Origin of the sequence: Virgibacillus litoralis (assembly GCF_017873675.1) — a bacterium.
Lineage (GTDB): Bacteria > Bacillota > Bacilli > Bacillales > Amphibacillaceae > Lentibacillus > Lentibacillus litoralis.
Window position 1 is genome coordinate 20,749 of the sequence record NZ_JAGGKK010000012.1, and the last position, 17,782, is coordinate 38,530.

The 17,782-nt window shown below is 41.4% G+C and carries 15 protein-coding genes; 2 read left to right on the forward strand and 13 right to left on the reverse strand.

The window, feature by feature from the left end; all coding sequences use genetic code 11:
* Positions 1–157 precede the first annotated feature (157 nt).
* On the reverse strand, positions 158–2,053 hold the full coding sequence (locus J2Z82_RS11260) for a PrkA family serine protein kinase (RefSeq protein ID WP_209480893.1): 1,896 nt from the start codon (positions 2,051–2,053) through the stop codon (positions 158–160).
* Positions 2,054–2,281: 228 nt separating this feature from the next.
* Here J2Z82_RS11260 and J2Z82_RS11265 point away from each other — a divergent pair, with 228 nt between their 5' ends.
* Both J2Z82_RS11265 and J2Z82_RS11270 read left to right on the forward strand, forming a co-directional pair.
* A complete protein-coding gene (locus J2Z82_RS11265) occupies positions 2,282–3,913 on the forward strand; it encodes an acetolactate synthase large subunit (protein ID WP_209480894.1) in 1,632 nt (543 codons plus the stop codon).
* 21 nt (positions 3,914–3,934) lie between these two features.
* The gene (locus J2Z82_RS11270) at positions 3,935–5,362 is read left to right on the forward strand and encodes an aldehyde dehydrogenase family protein (RefSeq protein WP_209480895.1); all 1,428 of its coding nucleotides are present in this window, start codon (positions 3,935–3,937) and stop codon (positions 5,360–5,362) included.
* Positions 5,363–5,680: 318 nt separating this feature from the next.
* Here J2Z82_RS11270 and J2Z82_RS11275 read toward each other — a convergent pair whose 3' ends face one another.
* The 12 genes from J2Z82_RS11275 to J2Z82_RS11330 all read right to left on the reverse strand — a co-directional run bounded on the left by J2Z82_RS11275 (position 5,681) and on the right by J2Z82_RS11330 (position 17,763).
* The gene (locus tag J2Z82_RS11275) at positions 5,681–7,429 is read right to left on the reverse strand and encodes an acyl-CoA dehydrogenase family protein (RefSeq protein ID WP_209480896.1); all 1,749 of its coding nucleotides are present in this window, start codon (positions 7,427–7,429) and stop codon (positions 5,681–5,683) included.
* Between the two features lie 14 nt (positions 7,430–7,443).
* A complete protein-coding gene (locus J2Z82_RS11280) occupies positions 7,444–8,223 on the reverse strand; it encodes an enoyl-CoA hydratase (protein WP_209480897.1) in 780 nt (259 codons plus the stop codon).
* On the reverse strand, positions 8,224–9,102 hold the full coding sequence (locus J2Z82_RS11285) for a 3-hydroxyacyl-CoA dehydrogenase family protein (RefSeq protein ID WP_209480898.1): 879 nt from the start codon (positions 9,100–9,102) through the stop codon (positions 8,224–8,226).
* Between the two features lie 94 nt (positions 9,103–9,196).
* Positions 9,197–10,810, reverse strand: coding sequence for a long-chain-fatty-acid--CoA ligase (locus J2Z82_RS11290; RefSeq protein WP_245251551.1), 1,614 nt, complete (start codon positions 10,808–10,810; stop codon positions 9,197–9,199).
* A gap of 696 nt (positions 10,811–11,506) precedes the next feature.
* On the reverse strand, positions 11,507–12,481 hold the full coding sequence (locus J2Z82_RS11295) for a quinone oxidoreductase family protein (protein WP_209480900.1): 975 nt from the start codon (positions 12,479–12,481) through the stop codon (positions 11,507–11,509).
* A gap of 26 nt (positions 12,482–12,507) precedes the next feature.
* Entirely contained in the window at positions 12,508–13,251 is a 744-nt protein-coding gene (locus J2Z82_RS11300) for a 2-phosphosulfolactate phosphatase (protein ID WP_342453631.1), read from the reverse strand.
* The gene (locus tag J2Z82_RS11305) at positions 13,248–14,324 is read right to left on the reverse strand and encodes a phosphotransferase family protein (protein WP_209480901.1); all 1,077 of its coding nucleotides are present in this window, start codon (positions 14,322–14,324) and stop codon (positions 13,248–13,250) included. The genes J2Z82_RS11300 and J2Z82_RS11305 overlap by 4 nt, the downstream gene beginning before the upstream one ends.
* Positions 14,317–14,721 (reverse strand): acyl-CoA thioesterase, encoded by a 405-nt coding sequence (locus J2Z82_RS11310; protein WP_209480983.1) that lies wholly within the window; start codon positions 14,719–14,721, stop codon positions 14,317–14,319. Before J2Z82_RS11310 ends, J2Z82_RS11305 begins: the two co-directional genes overlap by 8 nt.
* A gap of 13 nt (positions 14,722–14,734) precedes the next feature.
* On the reverse strand, positions 14,735–15,298 hold the full coding sequence (locus J2Z82_RS11315; protein ID WP_209480902.1) for a TetR/AcrR family transcriptional regulator: 564 nt from the start codon (positions 15,296–15,298) through the stop codon (positions 14,735–14,737).
* A 27-nt stretch (positions 15,299–15,325) separates the two neighbouring features.
* Positions 15,326–16,099, reverse strand: a complete 774-nt coding sequence (locus J2Z82_RS11320; RefSeq protein ID WP_209480903.1) for an SDR family oxidoreductase — start codon at positions 16,097–16,099, stop codon at positions 15,326–15,328.
* A 17-nt stretch (positions 16,100–16,116) separates the two neighbouring features.
* Positions 16,117–17,325 (reverse strand): acyl-CoA dehydrogenase, encoded by a 1,209-nt coding sequence (locus tag J2Z82_RS11325; RefSeq protein WP_209480904.1) that lies wholly within the window; start codon positions 17,323–17,325, stop codon positions 16,117–16,119.
* Positions 17,326–17,475: 150 nt separating this feature from the next.
* A complete protein-coding gene (locus J2Z82_RS11330) occupies positions 17,476–17,763 on the reverse strand; it encodes a hypothetical protein (protein ID WP_209480905.1) in 288 nt (95 codons plus the stop codon).
* Between the last annotated feature and the right edge of the window lie 19 nt (positions 17,764–17,782).

Consider the following 17,782-nt stretch of genomic DNA (forward strand, 5'->3'; position numbering starts at 1 on the left):
TCTATGCAATTACAGACAAATATTGACACATATTAAGGTGTTGATTTGCATTTGTTTATTTCGCTTAATTACACTTATGCAGTTCTTTGCTTCTAAAATGGTAAAAAAATAACAAGACCTCGTGAACAATTAGTCTTGTTATTTCCAACAATTCGATTTAACGGTTGAGTAAGCTTCCTACATAACGCAATAACTCATTTGCTGAAATGGAGTTATAGCCATACTCATCGATTAGCCTTGCAACCACTTCATTTATCTTCTTAAGTTGTGATTCATCCGGTGTCTTTGAAGAAGTAGTTATTTTAACAACATCTTTTAAGTCGGCAAACAATTTCTTCTGAATCGCTTCCCGCAGACGGTCATGCGAATTATAGTCAAAGCGTTTTCCTTTTCTTGCGTAAGCAGAAATGCGTATGAGAATCTCTTCTCTGAATGCCTTTTTCGCATTTTCTGAAATACCAATTTGTTCTTCGATAGAACGCATCAGTTTTTCATCTGGCTGCATTTCCTCACCGGTTAATGGATCCTGCAATTTATTTTTATTACAAAATGCTTCAACATTATCAAGATAATTATTCATTAGTGTTTTAGCTGATTCTTCATAGGAATAAACAAAAGCTTTTTGAACTTCTTTTTTGGCAATTTCATCGTATTCTTTTCGTGCAACAGATATATAATTCATATAATTCTCTCGATCTTCCTCTGATATGGATGGGTGTTGATCCAATCCTTCTTTCAAAGATCGTAAAACATCAAGGGCATTAATTGCAGGAACATCTTTACGTATAATTGTCGATGAAATCCTGTTAATCACATAACGCGGATCAATTCCATTCATACCCTCGTTCGGAAATTCATTCATTAGTTCATCAATATCGATTTGGTTAAACCCTTCGACACTATCACCATCATATAAGCGCATTTTTTTGACAAGGTCTATCCCTTGCTTGTTGGAATCGCTTAGTCTCGTCAAAATAGAAAAAATAGCGGCAACCCTCAGTGCATGTGGGGCAATATGGACATGTGCCATATCACTTTCATTTATCATTTTTTTATAGATACGTTCTTCCTGACTCACTCTTAAGTTATATGGAACAGGCATTACAATAATTCTTGAATGAAGGGCCTCATTTTTTTTATTAGAAATAAAGGAGCGATATTCTGCCTCATTCGTGTGCGCTACAATAAGTTCATCCGCCGAAATCAAGGCAAACCTTCCTGCCTTGAAATTGCCCTCTTGAGTCAGTGATAGCAAGTGCCAGAGAAACTTCTCATCGCATTTCAGCATTTCCTGGAATTCCATCATCCCACGGTTTGCTTTATTCAACTCACCATCAAATCGATATGCCCTGGGATCTGATTCGGAACCAAATTCAGCAATCGTTGAAAAGTCAATACTTCCTGTTAAGTCAGCAATGTCCTGTGACTTGGGGTCAGACGGACTGAACGTTCCAATCCCTACACGTTTATCCTCTGAAAGAATAATCCGTTCAACCATTACATCCTCAATACGTCCATCATATTCCTTTTCAAGTCGCATCGCGTTTAATGGGGACAAGCTGCCTTCGATACGAATGCCATATTCGTTTGAAAAATCCTCACGCAAATGCTTTGGAATAAGATGAAGTGGATCCTCATGCATCGGACAGCCTTTAATAGCATAAACCGCACCTGCATCCGTTTTGGAATAACTTTCGAGACCACGCTTTAGCATTGTCACTATTGTTGACTTACCACCACTAACAGGACCCATTAGCAATAATATTCGCTTTCTTACATCAAGTCGCTTTGCTGCAGGATGAAAGTATTCTTCTACTAGTCTTTCAATCGAATCTTCAAGACCAAATATCTCTTTACCAAAAAAGTCATACATCCTCTTTCCATCTTTTTCAGATAGACCGGAACTTTTAATCATATTATAAACGCGTGAATGAGCCGTTTGGGCAACTTCTGGCCTTTGTTTTACAATATCCAGGTACTCAGCAAATGTTCCTTCCCAATTTAGCCTTTTTTCTTCTTCACGGTGGCTTTTCACCTTGTTTAGTATATCCATTCTGTTCCCTCCATCTAGGGCGTGGTTAATATAATCTTATGCGGATAGCTTATTCATCATGCTGACTAGTTTATCGGAATCCTGGGTAAATCCCTCCTAACTTTTCATTTTGTACTTATAATTAATCATCTTTTAACAAAAACTATTAGCAAACTTGGCTTTTAATGGTGAAAAGTACTAAGGCAGGAAGACTTTTTTAACTAATAAAAAAATTAAGGATGGATGCTGATGAACGTTGCGGAATTACTCGTTAAATGTATGGAGCACGAGGGAGTTGAATATATTTTCGGAGTTCCAGGTGAAGAGAATATCGATGTCATTAATGCACTTTACGATTCTACTATTGACTTTATCGTAACAAGACACGAAACAAGCGCTGCTTTTATGGCAGGTACATACGGCAGATTAACTGGGAAACCAGGTGTTTGTTTAGCTACATTAGGTCCAGGTGCAACAAACCTAATGACAGGCGTTGCCAATGCTAATATGGATCATGATCCTTTGGTTGCAATTACCGGCCAAGCTGGACTAAGCCGGCATCATAAAATTTCCCACCAGTACTATGATTTGATAAACATGTATGAACCTGTAACAAAGTGGAATGCCCAAATTAAGACAGGCGAAATCACACCGGAAGTCGTTCGCAAAGCTTTCCAAGTAGCAGGACAGGAGAAATGGGGAGCAACACATATTGACCTGCCTGAAGATATTGCTGACATGGAGGTTGATGCATCTCCAATAAAACCAACTGACAGACCGCACACTGAAGCAAACCCTAAAATAATTAAACGTGCTGTAAAATTGATTGAGGAGGCAAAGCACCCAATTATTCTTGCCGGAAATGGTATTACCAGGCAAGAGGCTATAACTGAAATGCGGAGCCTGATTGATAAAAGCCACTTGCCTATTGTCAATTCTTTTATGGGAAAAGGAACTGTGTCCTGGGAAAACGAGCACAGCTTGCTAACAGCAGGGATTGGCGGACAGGATTACATTACATGTGGCTTTGACAGTTCTGACTTAATTATTACCATTGGTTTTGATATGGCTGAATATTCTCCTAAGGATTGGAATCCGGATGGCAAAAAGTCGGTTATTCATATCGATACCGAGGAAGCTGAGACCGATGAGAATTATCCAGTTATTCTAAGTGTTTTAGGAGATTTAAAAGCAAACCTTCAACAGTTAGGGGAACAACTTGAGTCCAAGGAAAGAAATATGGAATGGGTGGCAGGGGTAAGAAAGAAGGCCTTGGATGAATTTGAATCATTTAAGGATGATTCCAGTTTCCCTGTAAAGCCACAAAAGATCATTGCCGATTTACGGTCTGTTTTAAAAGAAGACGATATTGCTATATCTGATGTTGGTGCACACAAAATGTGGATGGCCCGAATGTATCACTGTTACGAGCCGAACACATGTCTAATATCGAACGGCCTTGCTTCTATGGGGGTGGCTGTTCCAAGTGCAATTGCTGCAAAAATGGTTCACCCGGAACGTAATGTTGTGGCAGTATGTGGAGATGGTTCTTTTCAAATGACAGGTGCTGAACTGGAAACAGCTAAGCGACTGAACCTGCCAATTATTGTATTAATGTGGAGAGATGATGGATACGGGCTAATAGAATGGCACCAGTTAAAGAAATTCGACCGTTCAGCCTATATTAAATTTGGCAACCCTGACTATATTCAACTTGCTGAATCATATGGATTCGAAGCAATGAAAATAGAGAAAGCAGAAGACTTGAAGCCAGCACTGGAAGAAGCGATAGCAATGAATAAACCTGTGTTTATCGATTGCCCGGTTGATTACAGTGAGAACATGAAATTAACCGAGAAATTAGGCGATATTATATGTTAGCTATAAGGAAGGAGGATATCAATGATAGGTTCGATTATTAATGGTCAGGAGCGCACTACCAGCGAGAATACCAAGGCTGTTATAAACCCATATAACAATGAGAAAGTGGAAGAGATAGCGCTAGCTTCCCGGGATGATCTTGAGGATGCCATCACTAATTCATTTGATACGTTCCATAACACAATGAAAAGCCTGGCAGCACATGAGCGTTCTGATATTCTACGCAAAACTGCAGATTTACTGGAAGAGAACACCGAAGAATTTGCACAAACAATTGTTAAAGAAGCTGGAAAACCAATTACGTTCAGCCGGAGTGAAGTCGGGCGTGCAGTCCAGGTTATCCGCTTCGCATCAGAACAGGCAAAACACATATCTGGTGAGGTAGTTCCAATGGATGCAGCAATAGGCGGTGAAGGACGACTGGGATTAGTTAAACGAATACCGCTCGGCGTTGTTGGCGCAATCACTCCCTTTAACTTTCCATTAAATTTATCACTGCACAAAATCGCACCAGCAATTGCTGCAGGAAATACCGTCATTTTTAAACCAGCTGAAAAAACACCAATATCTGCTCATATGCTTACAAAATTATTTACAGAAGCTGGCCTCCCGGATGGTGTATTAAATCTTGTACTTGGAACTGGTAAGGACGTCGGAGAACCACTTGTGCAACACGATAAAGTTCACAAAATATCATTCACGGGAAGCTTGCCCGTCGGCAGATCAATTAGAAAAACTGCCGGGCTAAAAAAGGTTACCCTTGAGCTTGGTTCGAACTCACCGAATATACTATTCGACGACACAGATGTAGAACAAGCGGTTAAGCTTTTAGTCAAAGGGGCCTTTGCTTTTTCAGGACAAGTATGTATTTCAGCACAGCGGGTTTATGTCCAGAAAAATATCTATGATCAGTTTCTGGAGCAATATGTTAAACAGACAAATGACTTAAAAATTGGAAACCCCAAGGATGAAGACACTGATATAGGGCCAATGATAAGTGAAGAAGAAGCAGAACGGGCCAAGCAATGGATTGACGATGCCGTAGAGAATGGGGCAACTATAGCAGCAGGCGGTGAACAAAACGGGACAATATTAACGCCCACTATCATGACAGATGTTGATAAAAACATGAAAATTATCGCAGAAGAAGTATTCGCGCCGATTGTATCGGTCATTCCATTTGATACAGAAGATCAAGTAGTTGGCTTTTCCAATGACTCTATTTACGGGCTGCAGGCAGGTGTTTTTACAAAAGACCTGGACCGGGCATTGCGTGTTGCCGATAGTCTTGAAATGGGCGGCGTATGGATTAACGAAATATCAACATACCGCCAGGACAATCACCCATATGGCGGTGTTAAACAAAGCGGTATCGGTAAGGAAGGCGTAAAATATGCTGTTGAAGATATGACCGAGTTGAAGTTTATCGGGATGAAATTGAAACAATAAATGTATAGTAGAGTGGAGCATTGGATTGCACAGGCGCAATTTAATGCTCTTTCTTTTGATGCAATAGGCTTTTGTTAATTGGAATTGTGATATATCGACCTGGAATGTGGTTTATCAACTTGGAATGCGGTATATCGACCGAGAAATCGGTTTATCAACTGGGAATTCGGTATATCAACCGGGAATTCGAGATATCGACTCAAAACGCCGTATATCAACCGCGAAATGCGGTATATCAACCAACCGAGATACAAGATTAAAAAAGCGGTTCAATCAAGGGGCTGCACTCCCCGATTGAACCACTTATTTATCAAAAGATCAGCTGCTATACCCGTCGTCCTCATATATCCTCGCTGCAATACTCCTGTTTCGATTGATTGAGCCTGAGAAAGAATGACTCATGAGCATAGAATAAACCTGCTTTCTGATTACATCGTTATTTTCGAAGAGCTCCTGATCAAGCTGCCTTACTATGATCAGCACCTGGTTATATGCTTCTTCAAGTGACGTTTCCATCAGCATTTCCTTTAGTGGTGCTTCACCTTTGGAATCTATTTCTTTTTTGGTACGCAGCACTGCTGACTCGGATGCATACAAGTGGATAGCCACGTCTGATAGTTTCATGAGGACTTCTTGCTGTGTTTCCAGCTGTTCGCCAAACTTCTGACGGGCAAGCTCTACTAGTACAAGATACATCGCCCTTAAATCCTCGATTAGCTTTACGTGCTTATCCTGGCCATTGTGCTCCTCTTTCAACCGTTGAAAGGCATTCGTTACCGCTTGCTCGTAAGGTAGCTCTCCTTTCAGTGATTTTTTCAAAAACTGTCCTGTTAAGAGCAGTCGATTTACTTCATTCGTCCCTTCAAATATACGATTGATTCTAGAATCTCTGTATATCTGTTCAATCCGGTATTCGTTGATAAATCCTGCTCCGCCGTGTAGCTGAAGGCCTTCATCAGCAAGATAATCCAATGTCTCCGAGCCATATACCTTACACACTGCACATTCCAGGGCATATTCCGATAAACCGGCCGCGACAACTCGTTTATCCGCCTCCTGGTCAAGTCCTTTCATTGCTTGCTCCAATAATGCAGACGTTCTGTATTGCATTGATTCAGACGCATAAATTCGTGCTGCCATTTTTGCTATTTTTTCCTTGGAAGCTCCAAAGTCAGCAAGTGCTTGCTTGAATTGCTTCCGTTCCTTAATATGGGATACGGTTTCTTTCAATGCATATTTGGATGCGCCGACACAGGCTGATCCAAGGTTAAACCGTCCAAGATTTAAGACCGTAAACGCAATGATATGACCCCTGCCAATCTCTCCAAGCAGGTTTTCAACAGGGACTTCACAATCTTCTAAAATTACGGATCTTGTTGACGAGCCTTTAATTCCCATCTTTTTCTCCTCGGGTCCAAGCTTCAATCCTGGAAAGTCTTTTTCCACGATAAAAGTAGTGAACTTTTCCCCATCTACTTTAGCATAAACAATAAATGTATCCGAAAAAGAGGAGTTCGTAATATATATTTTCGTACCATTTAACAGGTAATGTGTTTTTGCTTCGTTCAGGACTGCAGTTGTCTTCCCTGACATCGCATCAGACCCTGCTTCAGGCTCTGTTAAACAGTAAGCACCAATATATTCTCCGCTTGCAAGTTTAGGAAGATACTTTTCTTTCTGCTCGGTTGTACCGTAATAGGTAATTGGCAGTGTTGCAATACAGGTATGATTGGAGTGTGCTACGCCATAGCTTCCAGTCCGTCCAATCTGCTCCCCGACAATACCTTTGCTAATCTTATCTAGTCCTAAGCCTCCAAATTCTTCCGGGATGCTGTGGGCAAGCAGTCCAAGATCTCCCGCCTTCTTCATCAGGTCAACGACAACATTAAACTGCTGTGCTTCAATCTCTTCGTGACGTGGTTCAACCTCTTTAATGGCAAATTGCTGTGCTGTCTTTTCAATCATCTTATGTTCGTCCGTTAAATCTTCCGGGAAAAACGCTTCATTCGCTTCTATCTGATTAACTAAGTAAGAACCACCATAATTTCCGGTTTTAATAGTTGCCAAATTATTCACTCTCCCTATTGATGCTTAAAGTTCGCTTTTCTTTTTTCAATAAATGCCTGTACACCTTCTTTAACATCATCGGTTTGAAAGACATCTGTAAAGAGAGTTGCCTCTAGGTCAATGCCATCCTTTAGGTTCATTTCTATTCCTTCGTCGACGGCTTGTTTAATTCTTGATAGTGACTGGAGTGATTTGTCAGCAATTTGATTTGCTAGATTCATAGCCTTATTCAGCCCATCACCAGTTGGAACAACATGATTCACCAAGCCTATTTTCTCGGCTGCATCTGCCGTAATCGGTTCGCCGGTAAACATAAGCTCTTTGGCTTTTGCTTCTCCAACAAGTCGGGGCAGTCTTTGGGTTCCACCGCCACCCGGGAACAAGCCAAGCTTTACTTCCGGAAGACCTATTGTCGTATGTTCCTCGGCAATACGAATATCAAAAGTTAATGCAAGTTCACAGCCACCGCCAAAGGTAAGTCCGTCAAGTACCGCAATTGTTGGCTTTGGCAAGTTGTCCAGATTATTTAACATGTTATGCATTTCCATCACACCTGAACGCATATCAGGATTTCCGATCATGTTTGGAAATTCCTTTATATCCGCTCCAGCCATGAATGCCTTCGTTCCAGCAGTAGTAAGTACAACACATACCACTTCTGGATCGGCTTCCACCTTTTCTGTAACCTCTTTTAACTCTTGTTGTACCTGTTGTCCCATTACATTTAATGGTGGATTATCAATCGTTATCACCGCAATACCATTTTCTTTTTTAAAGGAAACAAGTTGTCCCATTTATTTCTCCCCTTTCGTATAGTCATACCAGCCCTTACCTGTTTTTCTGCCAAGATTTCCTGCTTTCACCTTTTCCTCTACCGATTTTGCCGGTTTGTCTTTTGGATCTCCTGTTTCCTGATAAAGCTGGAGGTTTGCATAATATCCAACATCAATTCCAGACAGATCCATCAACTCGAATGGTCCAATCGGATGTTTTAAAGCCTTTTTGGTTATCAAATCAATTGCTTCAAAATCCGCATAGCCTTCCTCGTACAAGTAAAGCGCTTCTTTTGATATGGCAAATAGCAGACGATTTGCTATAAAACCATAGATTTCTTTTTCCAATAGCACTCCGGTCCAGCCAATCTGCTCGCAAAAATTCATTGCTGTTTGTGCAGTTTCATCTGACGTTTGATCACTTTTAACCACTTCCACACAATCCATTACAAGCGGTGGAAAAAAGAAATGCATATTTAGTACTTTGTCAGACCTTGTTGTTACCTCAGCTAGCTTGGAATTGACTATTGTTGAGCTATTTGTTGCCAGTATAGCTTTTTGCGGTGCAAGCTTTTCCAGTTCGGAAAATACTTCTCGTTTTACGTCCAGTTTTTCAACTACTGCTTCAATAACCAAGTCGGCATCCTGCACAGCTGCTTTTAGACTTGTTGTCGTGTGAAGACTAGCAAAAGCAGCGTTCTTCTTTTCCTCAGTAATTTTTTCCTTATTCACCCATTTTACCATGTGCCCTTCCAACTGCTCTTTCGCTTTGTCCAGTGCGCTTTCCTGAATATCCTGCAGATGTGTTTCAAACCCTCCAAGTGCACTAAGCATGGCAATTTGATGACCCATGGAACCTGATCCAATAACTGCAACCTTATGTATCGTTTTGTTCGTCATAGATTTATTCCTCCTTACTAACCAACTAGTTAGTATGTTTAATGTAAGAGGGAGCTAATAGGGCGCTTCAATACACCCTATTACCTCCAGTTACTTATTTCTGTAAACTTTCATCTCTAATTGCCCGTCGTAAAATCTTTCCTACATTTGTCTTTGGAAGTTCATCCCGGAATTCGACTACCCGCGGCACTTTATAGGACGCCATATTTTCTTTGCAATATGCGATAAGCTCTTCTTCATCACATTGCTTGCCATCTTTTAATACAACAACTGCTTTGACGGTTTCTCCCCGATATGCATCAGGGATGCCAACAACAACCGCTTCCTGGACGGCTGGATGCTCATAAATAACCTCTTCCACATCCCGAGGATAAATATTAAACCCACTTGCAATAATCAGGTCCTTTTTACGATCAACAATATAGGCATAGCCATCTTCGTCCATACGGGCAATGTCTCCTGTGTATAACCAGCCATCACGAAGCGTGTTGGCCGTTTCTTCCGGCATATTCCAGTATCCCTTCATTACTTGTGGACCCCGAATGACTATTTCGCCAGTTTCGCCAACAGGGACTTCCTCAGTTCCCTCTGCTAAATCAACAATTTTGTAGTCAGTAGACGGGATTCCTATGCCGATACTGCCTGGTTTTCTCTCGGCAAAAAACGGGTTACAGTGTGTAACTGGTGCACTCTCTGAAAGACCGTAACCTTCCAGGATTTTAGCCCCGGTTTTTTCTTCAAAAGAACGCAGTAATTCACCTGGCATTGGAGCACTGCCACTGTTACAAATACGTATGCTGTCAATTCCATACTCTTCTGCTTTTGGATGACTTGTTAATGCTACATACATCGTCGGAACCCCAGGGAACGAGGTTGGCTTCAAGTCTTTGATCGTTTGCAGCACTTCCTCCAACTCGAATTTTGGCAGCATGATACTTAGTGATCCGGTGTAAATGGAAAGATTCATGCAGGCTGTCATCCCAAACACATGAAAAAGAGGTATTACCGTCAGATAGCGGTCTTTCCCGGACTGAATTTCGTCTTTAAAATATTCATAGACTTGCAGCGTATTCGTCAATATATTACGGTGTGTAAGCATAACTCCCTTTGAACGTCCTGTCGTTCCACCAGTATATTGCAGTACAGCCAAATCTTCTTTCGGATCAATTTCTACCGGCTCGGGTGGTCGCTGGGCTTGTTTCAGAAAAGCTGTGAATCCCACTGCTATGCTATCTTCGGTGTCTCGTCCTTCGAGGTTTACTTTTATCACGCGCTTAACAGATGTGTTATCAATAATTTGGTTCAAGACGGGAAGTAATGGTTCATAGATAACGATTGTTTCTGCTCCTGAATCGGTTAATATATGCTCAAGTTCTTTTCCAACGAGCATCGGATTCACCTGTGTAACTGTTCCACCGGCTTGTAGCGTTCCATAATAACTTATGACGTAATGCGGGCAGTTTGGAAGCATGAGAGCTACGCGATCTCCCTTATTAATGCCATTGCCATCTTGCTGAAGAGACGAAGCGAATGCTCCTGTTTGTGTTCCAAGTTCCTTATAGGTGATTTCTTTTCCATAAAAATAAAGTGCTTGATGATCCCCATAATTGGCAATTGCATTCTTTAGCATATCTGGGACCGAGTCGTTGGGTATTTCTAGCTCCTTCTTAATATGCTCCGGGTAGTGCTTTAACCATGTTTTATTCATTAGTATTCCTCCCCTTAATTTGGTAACGCTTACATTAAACTTATTCGTTATTTGCATATTTTACGATAGGCTGTTATATAAAAGTTTCTTGTTAAATGCAGAAAATTACTAAAGTGCTATGACACCGCTCCGGAAATACACTTCGCTTTCCGCGGGCAACGCTTCAGCTTCCTCGGAAGCAAAAACCGCTTCCTGCGGGATCTTCAGCTGTTGCTATTCCCGCAGGAGTCTCCGTGTATTTCCTCCGCTGGGTTTTGTGTCACTATATTTTTTAACCATTTAAACCAGCAATTGGAATCATGCGAGACTCCTGTGGGACAGCGAGGAGGCCACTGAAAAACTATCTCGTGCTGTTCCTGTAGGAGTCTGTGTATTCTGCCTCCACTGATAGAGATTTCCTGATTAATAAGCAGTTATATTCCATAAGATTAACGGTTCGTAGAGTTATTCTAAGCTGCGGAAAAATGCGAGACTCCTATGGAAACGGAACAGTCTGAAGACCCCGCAACGAGCGGTTTTTGCTCGTGAGGAGGCTGAAGCGTTCCCCATGGAAAGCGAGTATTTTTCCGCAGCGTTGGATTAGCACTCATCTTATAAAGGATGAAAGGAAACTATCATAAATTGTTGTCAAAGGTTAGATCAACTACGAAGACTAATATGCAACAAATCCTCCAAGAAAAGTTCCCTACGATGATACTACGGAATTAAAACAAGTTTTCCTTTTGTTTTTCTTCCCTGCATTAAAGCATGAACATTTGCGGCATCTGCTAATGGGTATGTTCCGCCTACCGTTAGTTTTAGCTCTCCTTTTTGTACATATATTAAAAGTTCACTTAGACTATTTTGAAAAAGCTTTGGCTTTCGCATGATTTGCGGCAGGAAAAATCCTACAACAGATTGATTACGTTTCATTAGTGCACCTGGGTAAAATTTTGCCTGTTCACCACTTGCTGCTCCATAGATAACCAGACGGCCAAATGGCGCTAAACATTCAATCGTTTTATGAAAAACTTCACCTCCGACCATTTCCAGTGCAACATCAACACCTTCTCCACCCGTTAATTCGCGAACCTCTAATTCCCAGTCATCCTTGGTATAATCAACAGCATGATCTGCACCCATCTTCTTCGCAAACGCCAATTTCTCCTCGTTACTGGCAGTTGCGATTACCTTTCCTGCTCCAAATAACTTTGCAAGCTGGACAGCCAACGAACCAACCCCACCAGCAGCTGCATGGACAAGAACCGTCTCACCTTCTTCTAATCGGCCCATCGTTTTTAAGATGTGATAGGCACTCAATCCTTGTAAGGGAAGTGCGACTGCACGTTCAAATTCCACACCATCCGGAACAGGAATTACTGATGCTGCCGGTACGACTGCATATTCAGCATAGCCTCCAGATTCAATTAGTGCGACAACCCTTGCACCTTTTTGTATACTTTTTACATTGGAACCAACTTCGCTGACCACCCCTGCTACCTCTGCACCTGGGATGAACGGAAGATTAGTTGGTACTACATATTGACCCTCACGCCTGGCAGTGTCTGCATAATTAACACCAACCGCTTGTACTTCAATTAATACATCATCTTCGCTGAATGCTGGTGCTTTTGTATCAATAACCTCCAGCACATCTGGTCCACCATATTCGTTAAATTGTACTGCTTTCATAACTATAGCAATCCTCCATATAAAATTTAGTCTTCTGCAACAATTGTTTTCCCGTCAAATAACCTTGGCACAACGGACAATATGCCCTTTCTGCTAACAAATTCCACTTCATTTTCAACACCATATGCAGCCATCATCTTTCCTACATGTGATTTACGAAGCACATTTTCCGATTGATCACTTAAATTTTCATAAAACAGCTTTGCTGCCATGGCGCTGTCCGTTAGATCTACCTGTTCATGGCTATAGCCACTTACAAGCTGATCAATAAAATATCCAGCTCCATAAAGATCCTCGATGCAAAATGAATTGTTTGATCCGGAACAAACAACGACAATCGATTCATTGTCATATCTTTCAATCAAACGGCGAGCGACTGCCTCGCCATTTAACAAGGATGCCATATACACCTTTTTTGCATTTGCTGCTTTTCGAATAGCTACGGTTCCATTCGTTGTTGACAACACCACCTTTTTTCCAGCTATATGGTTCTTAAGATATAATGGAACAGGGTCCAAAAACCCCTTAATCGTTATGCCATCACGCTCTCCAACAAGACAAACATCATCCTCTTCCATTACTTCCGCTTCTTCTAACGCTTCCTTTTCATTCAGTACTGGCGTTACCTGTTTTGCTCCATAGGCCAAACACGTTGTTATCGTTGATGTGGCAAGCAGCACATCAAACACGACCGCAATTTTATCCTCATTCATTTGCAGATCATCGATTTCTTCTTTTTTCCAGAGAAGATGGACCTTCAAAGACGTCACACACCCTTGGCAGTATGCAACGCATATTGAATCAGGTTGGATACAAATTTATCAAATTGAGAAAATCTTGAATCACTTGTTTGCCCTTGTTTGTATCGGAAATAAATCTGCTGACAAATTACTGCGAGCTTAAAGTACGCGAATGTCTGGTAAAAGTGAATACTTGAGACATCACGACCGCTTTTCTTTGCATAATCCTCGATAAACTCCGCACGGGTAAAAAATCCTTCCATTACGGTCACAGGTGGCTTTCCAAGTCCCTTTTTTAATAATTCTGGATCACCCGCTTCTATCCAATAACTCATGGCAGCCCCAAGATCTGCCAATGGATCACCTACAGTTGTCATTTCCCAGTCAAACAACCCTGTCATTTCACTAAAATCTTCGGAAAACATAGCATTGTTCAACTTATAATCGTAATGGATAATCGTTGGGTCAGGCGATATCGGAATATTATCCGTAAGCCAGTCTGTTAACTCAGCTATCCCTGGTACATCATCAGTCTTTGAACGATTGTACCGCTTAATCCATCCCTTCACCTGACGCTCCATAAATCCATCCGGCTTAGCAATGTTGACGAGGCTGGTTTTCGTGTAATCTATTTGATGCAATTCTACTAACTTGTCTACCATTAACTCTGAAACCTTGCGTCCCAGCGGTTTATCATACACTATCCCCTCAGGAAATTCGGTATCCAGTACAATCCCCTTTCTTCGTTCCATGATAAAAAAAGGGCTGCCTACAATGTCAGTATTATCCGAAAACACATAAGGCTTTGGTGCTGTCGGGTATGATGGATGTAAACCCGACAACACCGTATACTCCCGCTCCATATCATGTGCCTTTGGGGCAACTGGACCTAATGGTGGCCTGCGCAATACTGCTTCCCAGTCATCTATTCGCAATAAATATGTCAAATTGGAGTGGCCAGCACCGAATTGTTCAACTTCAAGCGGTCCATCAGGAACTCCTGCGATATTTTCTCTGATAAATTTCAATAGTGGATCTTTATTGAGTTCTTCACCATTCCGGACGCGAATTGTATCTTTAAAACCGGATTTCATCTCAGTCATCTCCCTTCATATGCGCCTGCAGCTTATCCTTGAATGACTCCGGAATCTCTATTGTTTGCTCTGCATGTACGTCAAAATAAACAAGTACTACCTCACCTCTAGCAATCAAATCACCGGATTCACTCTCCGTCATCCTACTTGTCAGCGTTATACTTTTTGTTCCAATCTTTAATACCTCAGTGGCGACTTTGAGTGTCTTTCCGAAATAACCTTGCCTGATAAAGTCACACTTTGCTGACACCAGCATAAAAGCAAAATTACCATTTTCAATATCAATTCCAAGCTTTTTCAAAAAATCAATTCTTGCCTCTTCCATATAAATAAAATAACTCGCATTGTTAATGTGGCCTAACAGGTCTGTTTCACTGACTCGAACTTTTATATTCAGAATATCCAGCCTACCTCACCTCCTACTGCTCAATCCCTTTCAGGATCATATCTACATAGATCTCCACCAGGTCATCAATCGACACTTCGCCATCTGGCTTATACCACTGGTAACTCCAATTTGTAATTCCTAAGATCCCAAACGTAATCATATCTGTCCGCAGACCTTTACGGAATTCACCTTGCTGTACACCTTCATTTACCGTCTTTTCGATATTCAGACGAAACTGATCACGCTTCTTTTTAATATTTTCAATGTTGTCATTAGCCAAATGCCTCACCTCACGGAAAAACACCCGTGCACTTGGCCCTTTATCAGCAATATCTGTTACCAGTAACCGGATTGTCCTGCTTAATTTCTCTTTTTGCGAAAGATCTTGGTTGTCCAAAATAAGCTGCTGCCGTTCTAATAGATTGGTAATGTAATCAGAGTGAATGTCCATTAACAGCTGCTCTTTACTTGAAAAATAATAATAAAATGTCCCTTTGGTTACCTCCAGCACATCGACAATATCCTGGATTGACGTTTGACTGAATCCTTTTTTCTCAAAAAGTATAATACTCTGCGTTGTTATTTTTTCTTTCATATTATATTCCTCGCTAGTTTGATATATTTATAATGCATGTGCACCGCCATCTACTGATAGAATATCACCGCTGACATAATCAGATGCCTTTGATGCCAGGAATAATGCCGCCCCTTTTAAATCCGCGTCACTTCCCAAGCGATTTAATGGCGTTCCTTCTAAAATTTTATCTTTTCCTGTGTGAATTAACCCTTTTGACATTTTTGTTGGGAAAAATCCTGGTGCAATGGCATTTACATTAATATTATGCTGTCCCCATTTAGTCGCCAAATCCTTCGTGAACGTCATAATTGCCCCTTTACTCGTATTGTAGCCGATAGTGTCCATGTATCTTGGATCTGTTCCGCCAAAGCCGGCAATTGAAGCGATGTTAATGATTTTACCGCCTTCCTGCTCAATCATTACTTTGCCAACCTCCTGACTCATTAAAAACGTGCCTGTTACATTTACATTCATTACCTTCTGCCAAGCTTCAATCGGCATATCCACAACTGGTGCGCCCCATGTAGCACCACTATTATTCACAAGAATATCAATGGATCCAAAGTGAGCTTTTGTTTCATCAACTACTTTTTTAATATCCTCCTGGTTTGTAACATCACAGCTGAATGCCAGTGAATCAACACCTAATTTCTTCAGCTCCTCACTCATTTCCAGACATGCCTCAAGTTTACGGGAGCACACGACAACATTAGCACCTGCTTCTGCTAATCCCTGGGCAACTTGCGCCCCAAGACCACGTCCTCCTCCTGTAACAATTGCCGTCTTGCCTTCTAGCTTAAAAAGTTCTAGTACGTTCATGATACTTTCCCTCCATTTTATGAATGTTTTCGAAGCTCTAATTTTGCTATCTGCCTGCGATGTACTTCATCCGGACCATCGGCTAATCGGAGTGTCCGCGCATTCGCCCAATGTGCTGCAAGCGTGACATCATCACTAACCCCTGCACCACCAAACGCCTGAATTGCTCTGTCTATTACCCGTAATGCCATATTTGGTGCAACAACTTTGATCATTGCTATTTCCGTTTTAGCTTCTTTGTTGCCAACCGTGTCCATCATATAGGCTGCTTTTAACGTTAATAACCGGGCTTGTTCAATATCTATTCGTGATTCAGCAATCCATACCTGAACGACACCCTGGTCTGCTAATTTTTTGCCAAAAGCTACGCGATCTTGTACACGCTTACATAAATCTTCAAGCGCCCGTTCTGCAGCACCAATTAATCGCATACAGTGATGAATGCGTCCAGGACCAAGTCTCCCTTGTGCAATCGCAAAACCTTTTCCTTCCCCCCAGATCATATTTTCAGCAGGGACTCTAACATTTTCATATGTAATTTCTGCATGCCCATGTGGTGCATGATCATAACCGAACACAGGAAGCATTCGCTCCACTTTTACCCCTGGAGTATCAAGTGGCACCAAATTCATCGACTGTTGCTCATGCCGAGCAGCTTCCGGGTCGCTTTTCCCCATAACAATCGCAACCTTACATCGTGGATCACCAGCTCCAGATGACCACCACTTCCGGCCATTAATTACATACTCGCCACCGTCTCTGACAACGCTTGATTCAATATTTGTCGCGTCACTTGAAGCAACATCAGGCTCTGTCATCGAAAAACATGATCGAATTTCACCATTAAGAAGCGGGAGCAGCCACTTTTCCTTTTGGTCCTCGGTCCCGTAGCGATGCAACACCTCCATATTGCCTGTATCTGGAGCATTACAATTAAACACCTCAGGGCCAATCATCGAGCGTCCCATAATTTCACAGAGCGGGGCATATTCCTGATTTGTTAATCCGCCTCCATACTCACTATCTGGTAAAAATAAATTCCAAAGCCCTTGTGCCTTGGCCTTTTCTTTTAATGTTTCCATAATTGGCGGAACAGCTGACCAACGACTTTCCTGCTGATTCAATTGCTCATCATAAACTTTTTCGTTTGGATAAACATGCTCCTCCATGAAATCTGTCAGTTTCTTCTGCATATCGATAACTTTTTCAGAGTACGAAAAATCCATCTCTTCATCTCCTGCTTATTTATATTAATTAAACTTACTAACCGGATAGTATGTTCAGAATATTATAATTAATTATAAATGATTATATTAAGAAATGCAATATAAAAACGCCAGACAATTGTGATTAGGAATTGTTCTGACGTTGTTATATTAGTTATATTTCACATGCTCTTTAAACGCATCAATAAATTGTTGCGGAGATGATTTTACCGTATAGGAATAGACTCCCTTATTGGTGTGTAAATACAATAGACCGCCTTTTTGGCCAATAACCCGATAAGACATATCAAGTACATTTTCAATCGAAAATTCACGATGCTGCGTTACAATCTTGTCATTATACATATAGATGGTACGTTCATACTCAACATCTCTTTGGTCGATACTGCTTACTTCCCGTTGAACCTTATAATACGGCTGTTCAGCAATTAAATACATGGACACCCTCCAGCTTTCT

Bases quoted from the DNA above. Each gene is read 5' to 3' on its own strand.
- J2Z82_RS11260 (WP_209480893.1), bottom strand. From the start codon at position 2,053: ATGGATATACTAAACAAGGTGAAAAGCCACCGTGAAGAAGAAAAAAGG.
- J2Z82_RS11265 (WP_209480894.1), top strand. From the start codon at position 2,282: ATGAACGTTGCGGAATTACTCGTTAAATGTATGGAGCACGAGGGAGTT.
- J2Z82_RS11270 (WP_209480895.1), top strand. From the start codon at position 3,935: ATGATAGGTTCGATTATTAATGGTCAGGAGCGCACTACCAGCGAGAAT.
- J2Z82_RS11280 (WP_209480897.1), bottom strand. From the start codon at position 8,223: ATGGGACAACTTGTTTCCTTTAAAAAAGAAAATGGTATTGCGGTGATA.
- J2Z82_RS11285 (WP_209480898.1), bottom strand. From the start codon at position 9,102: ATGACGAACAAAACGATACATAAGGTTGCAGTTATTGGATCAGGTTCC.
- J2Z82_RS11290 (WP_245251551.1), bottom strand. From the start codon at position 10,810: ATGAATAAAACATGGTTAAAGCACTACCCGGAGCATATTAAGAAGGAG.
- J2Z82_RS11295 (WP_209480900.1), bottom strand. From the start codon at position 12,481: ATGAAAGCAGTACAATTTAACGAATATGGTGGACCAGATGTGCTGGAG.
- J2Z82_RS11305 (WP_209480901.1), bottom strand. From the start codon at position 14,324: ATGACTGAGATGAAATCCGGTTTTAAAGATACAATTCGCGTCCGGAAT.
- J2Z82_RS11315 (WP_209480902.1), bottom strand. From the start codon at position 15,298: ATGAAAGAAAAAATAACAACGCAGAGTATTATACTTTTTGAGAAAAAA.
- J2Z82_RS11320 (WP_209480903.1), bottom strand. From the start codon at position 16,099: ATGAACGTACTAGAACTTTTTAAGCTAGAAGGCAAGACGGCAATTGTT.
- J2Z82_RS11325 (WP_209480904.1), bottom strand. From the start codon at position 17,325: ATGGATTTTTCGTACTCTGAAAAAGTTATCGATATGCAGAAGAAACTG.
- J2Z82_RS11330 (WP_209480905.1), bottom strand. From the start codon at position 17,763: ATGTATTTAATTGCTGAACAGCCGTATTATAAGGTTCAACGGGAAGTA.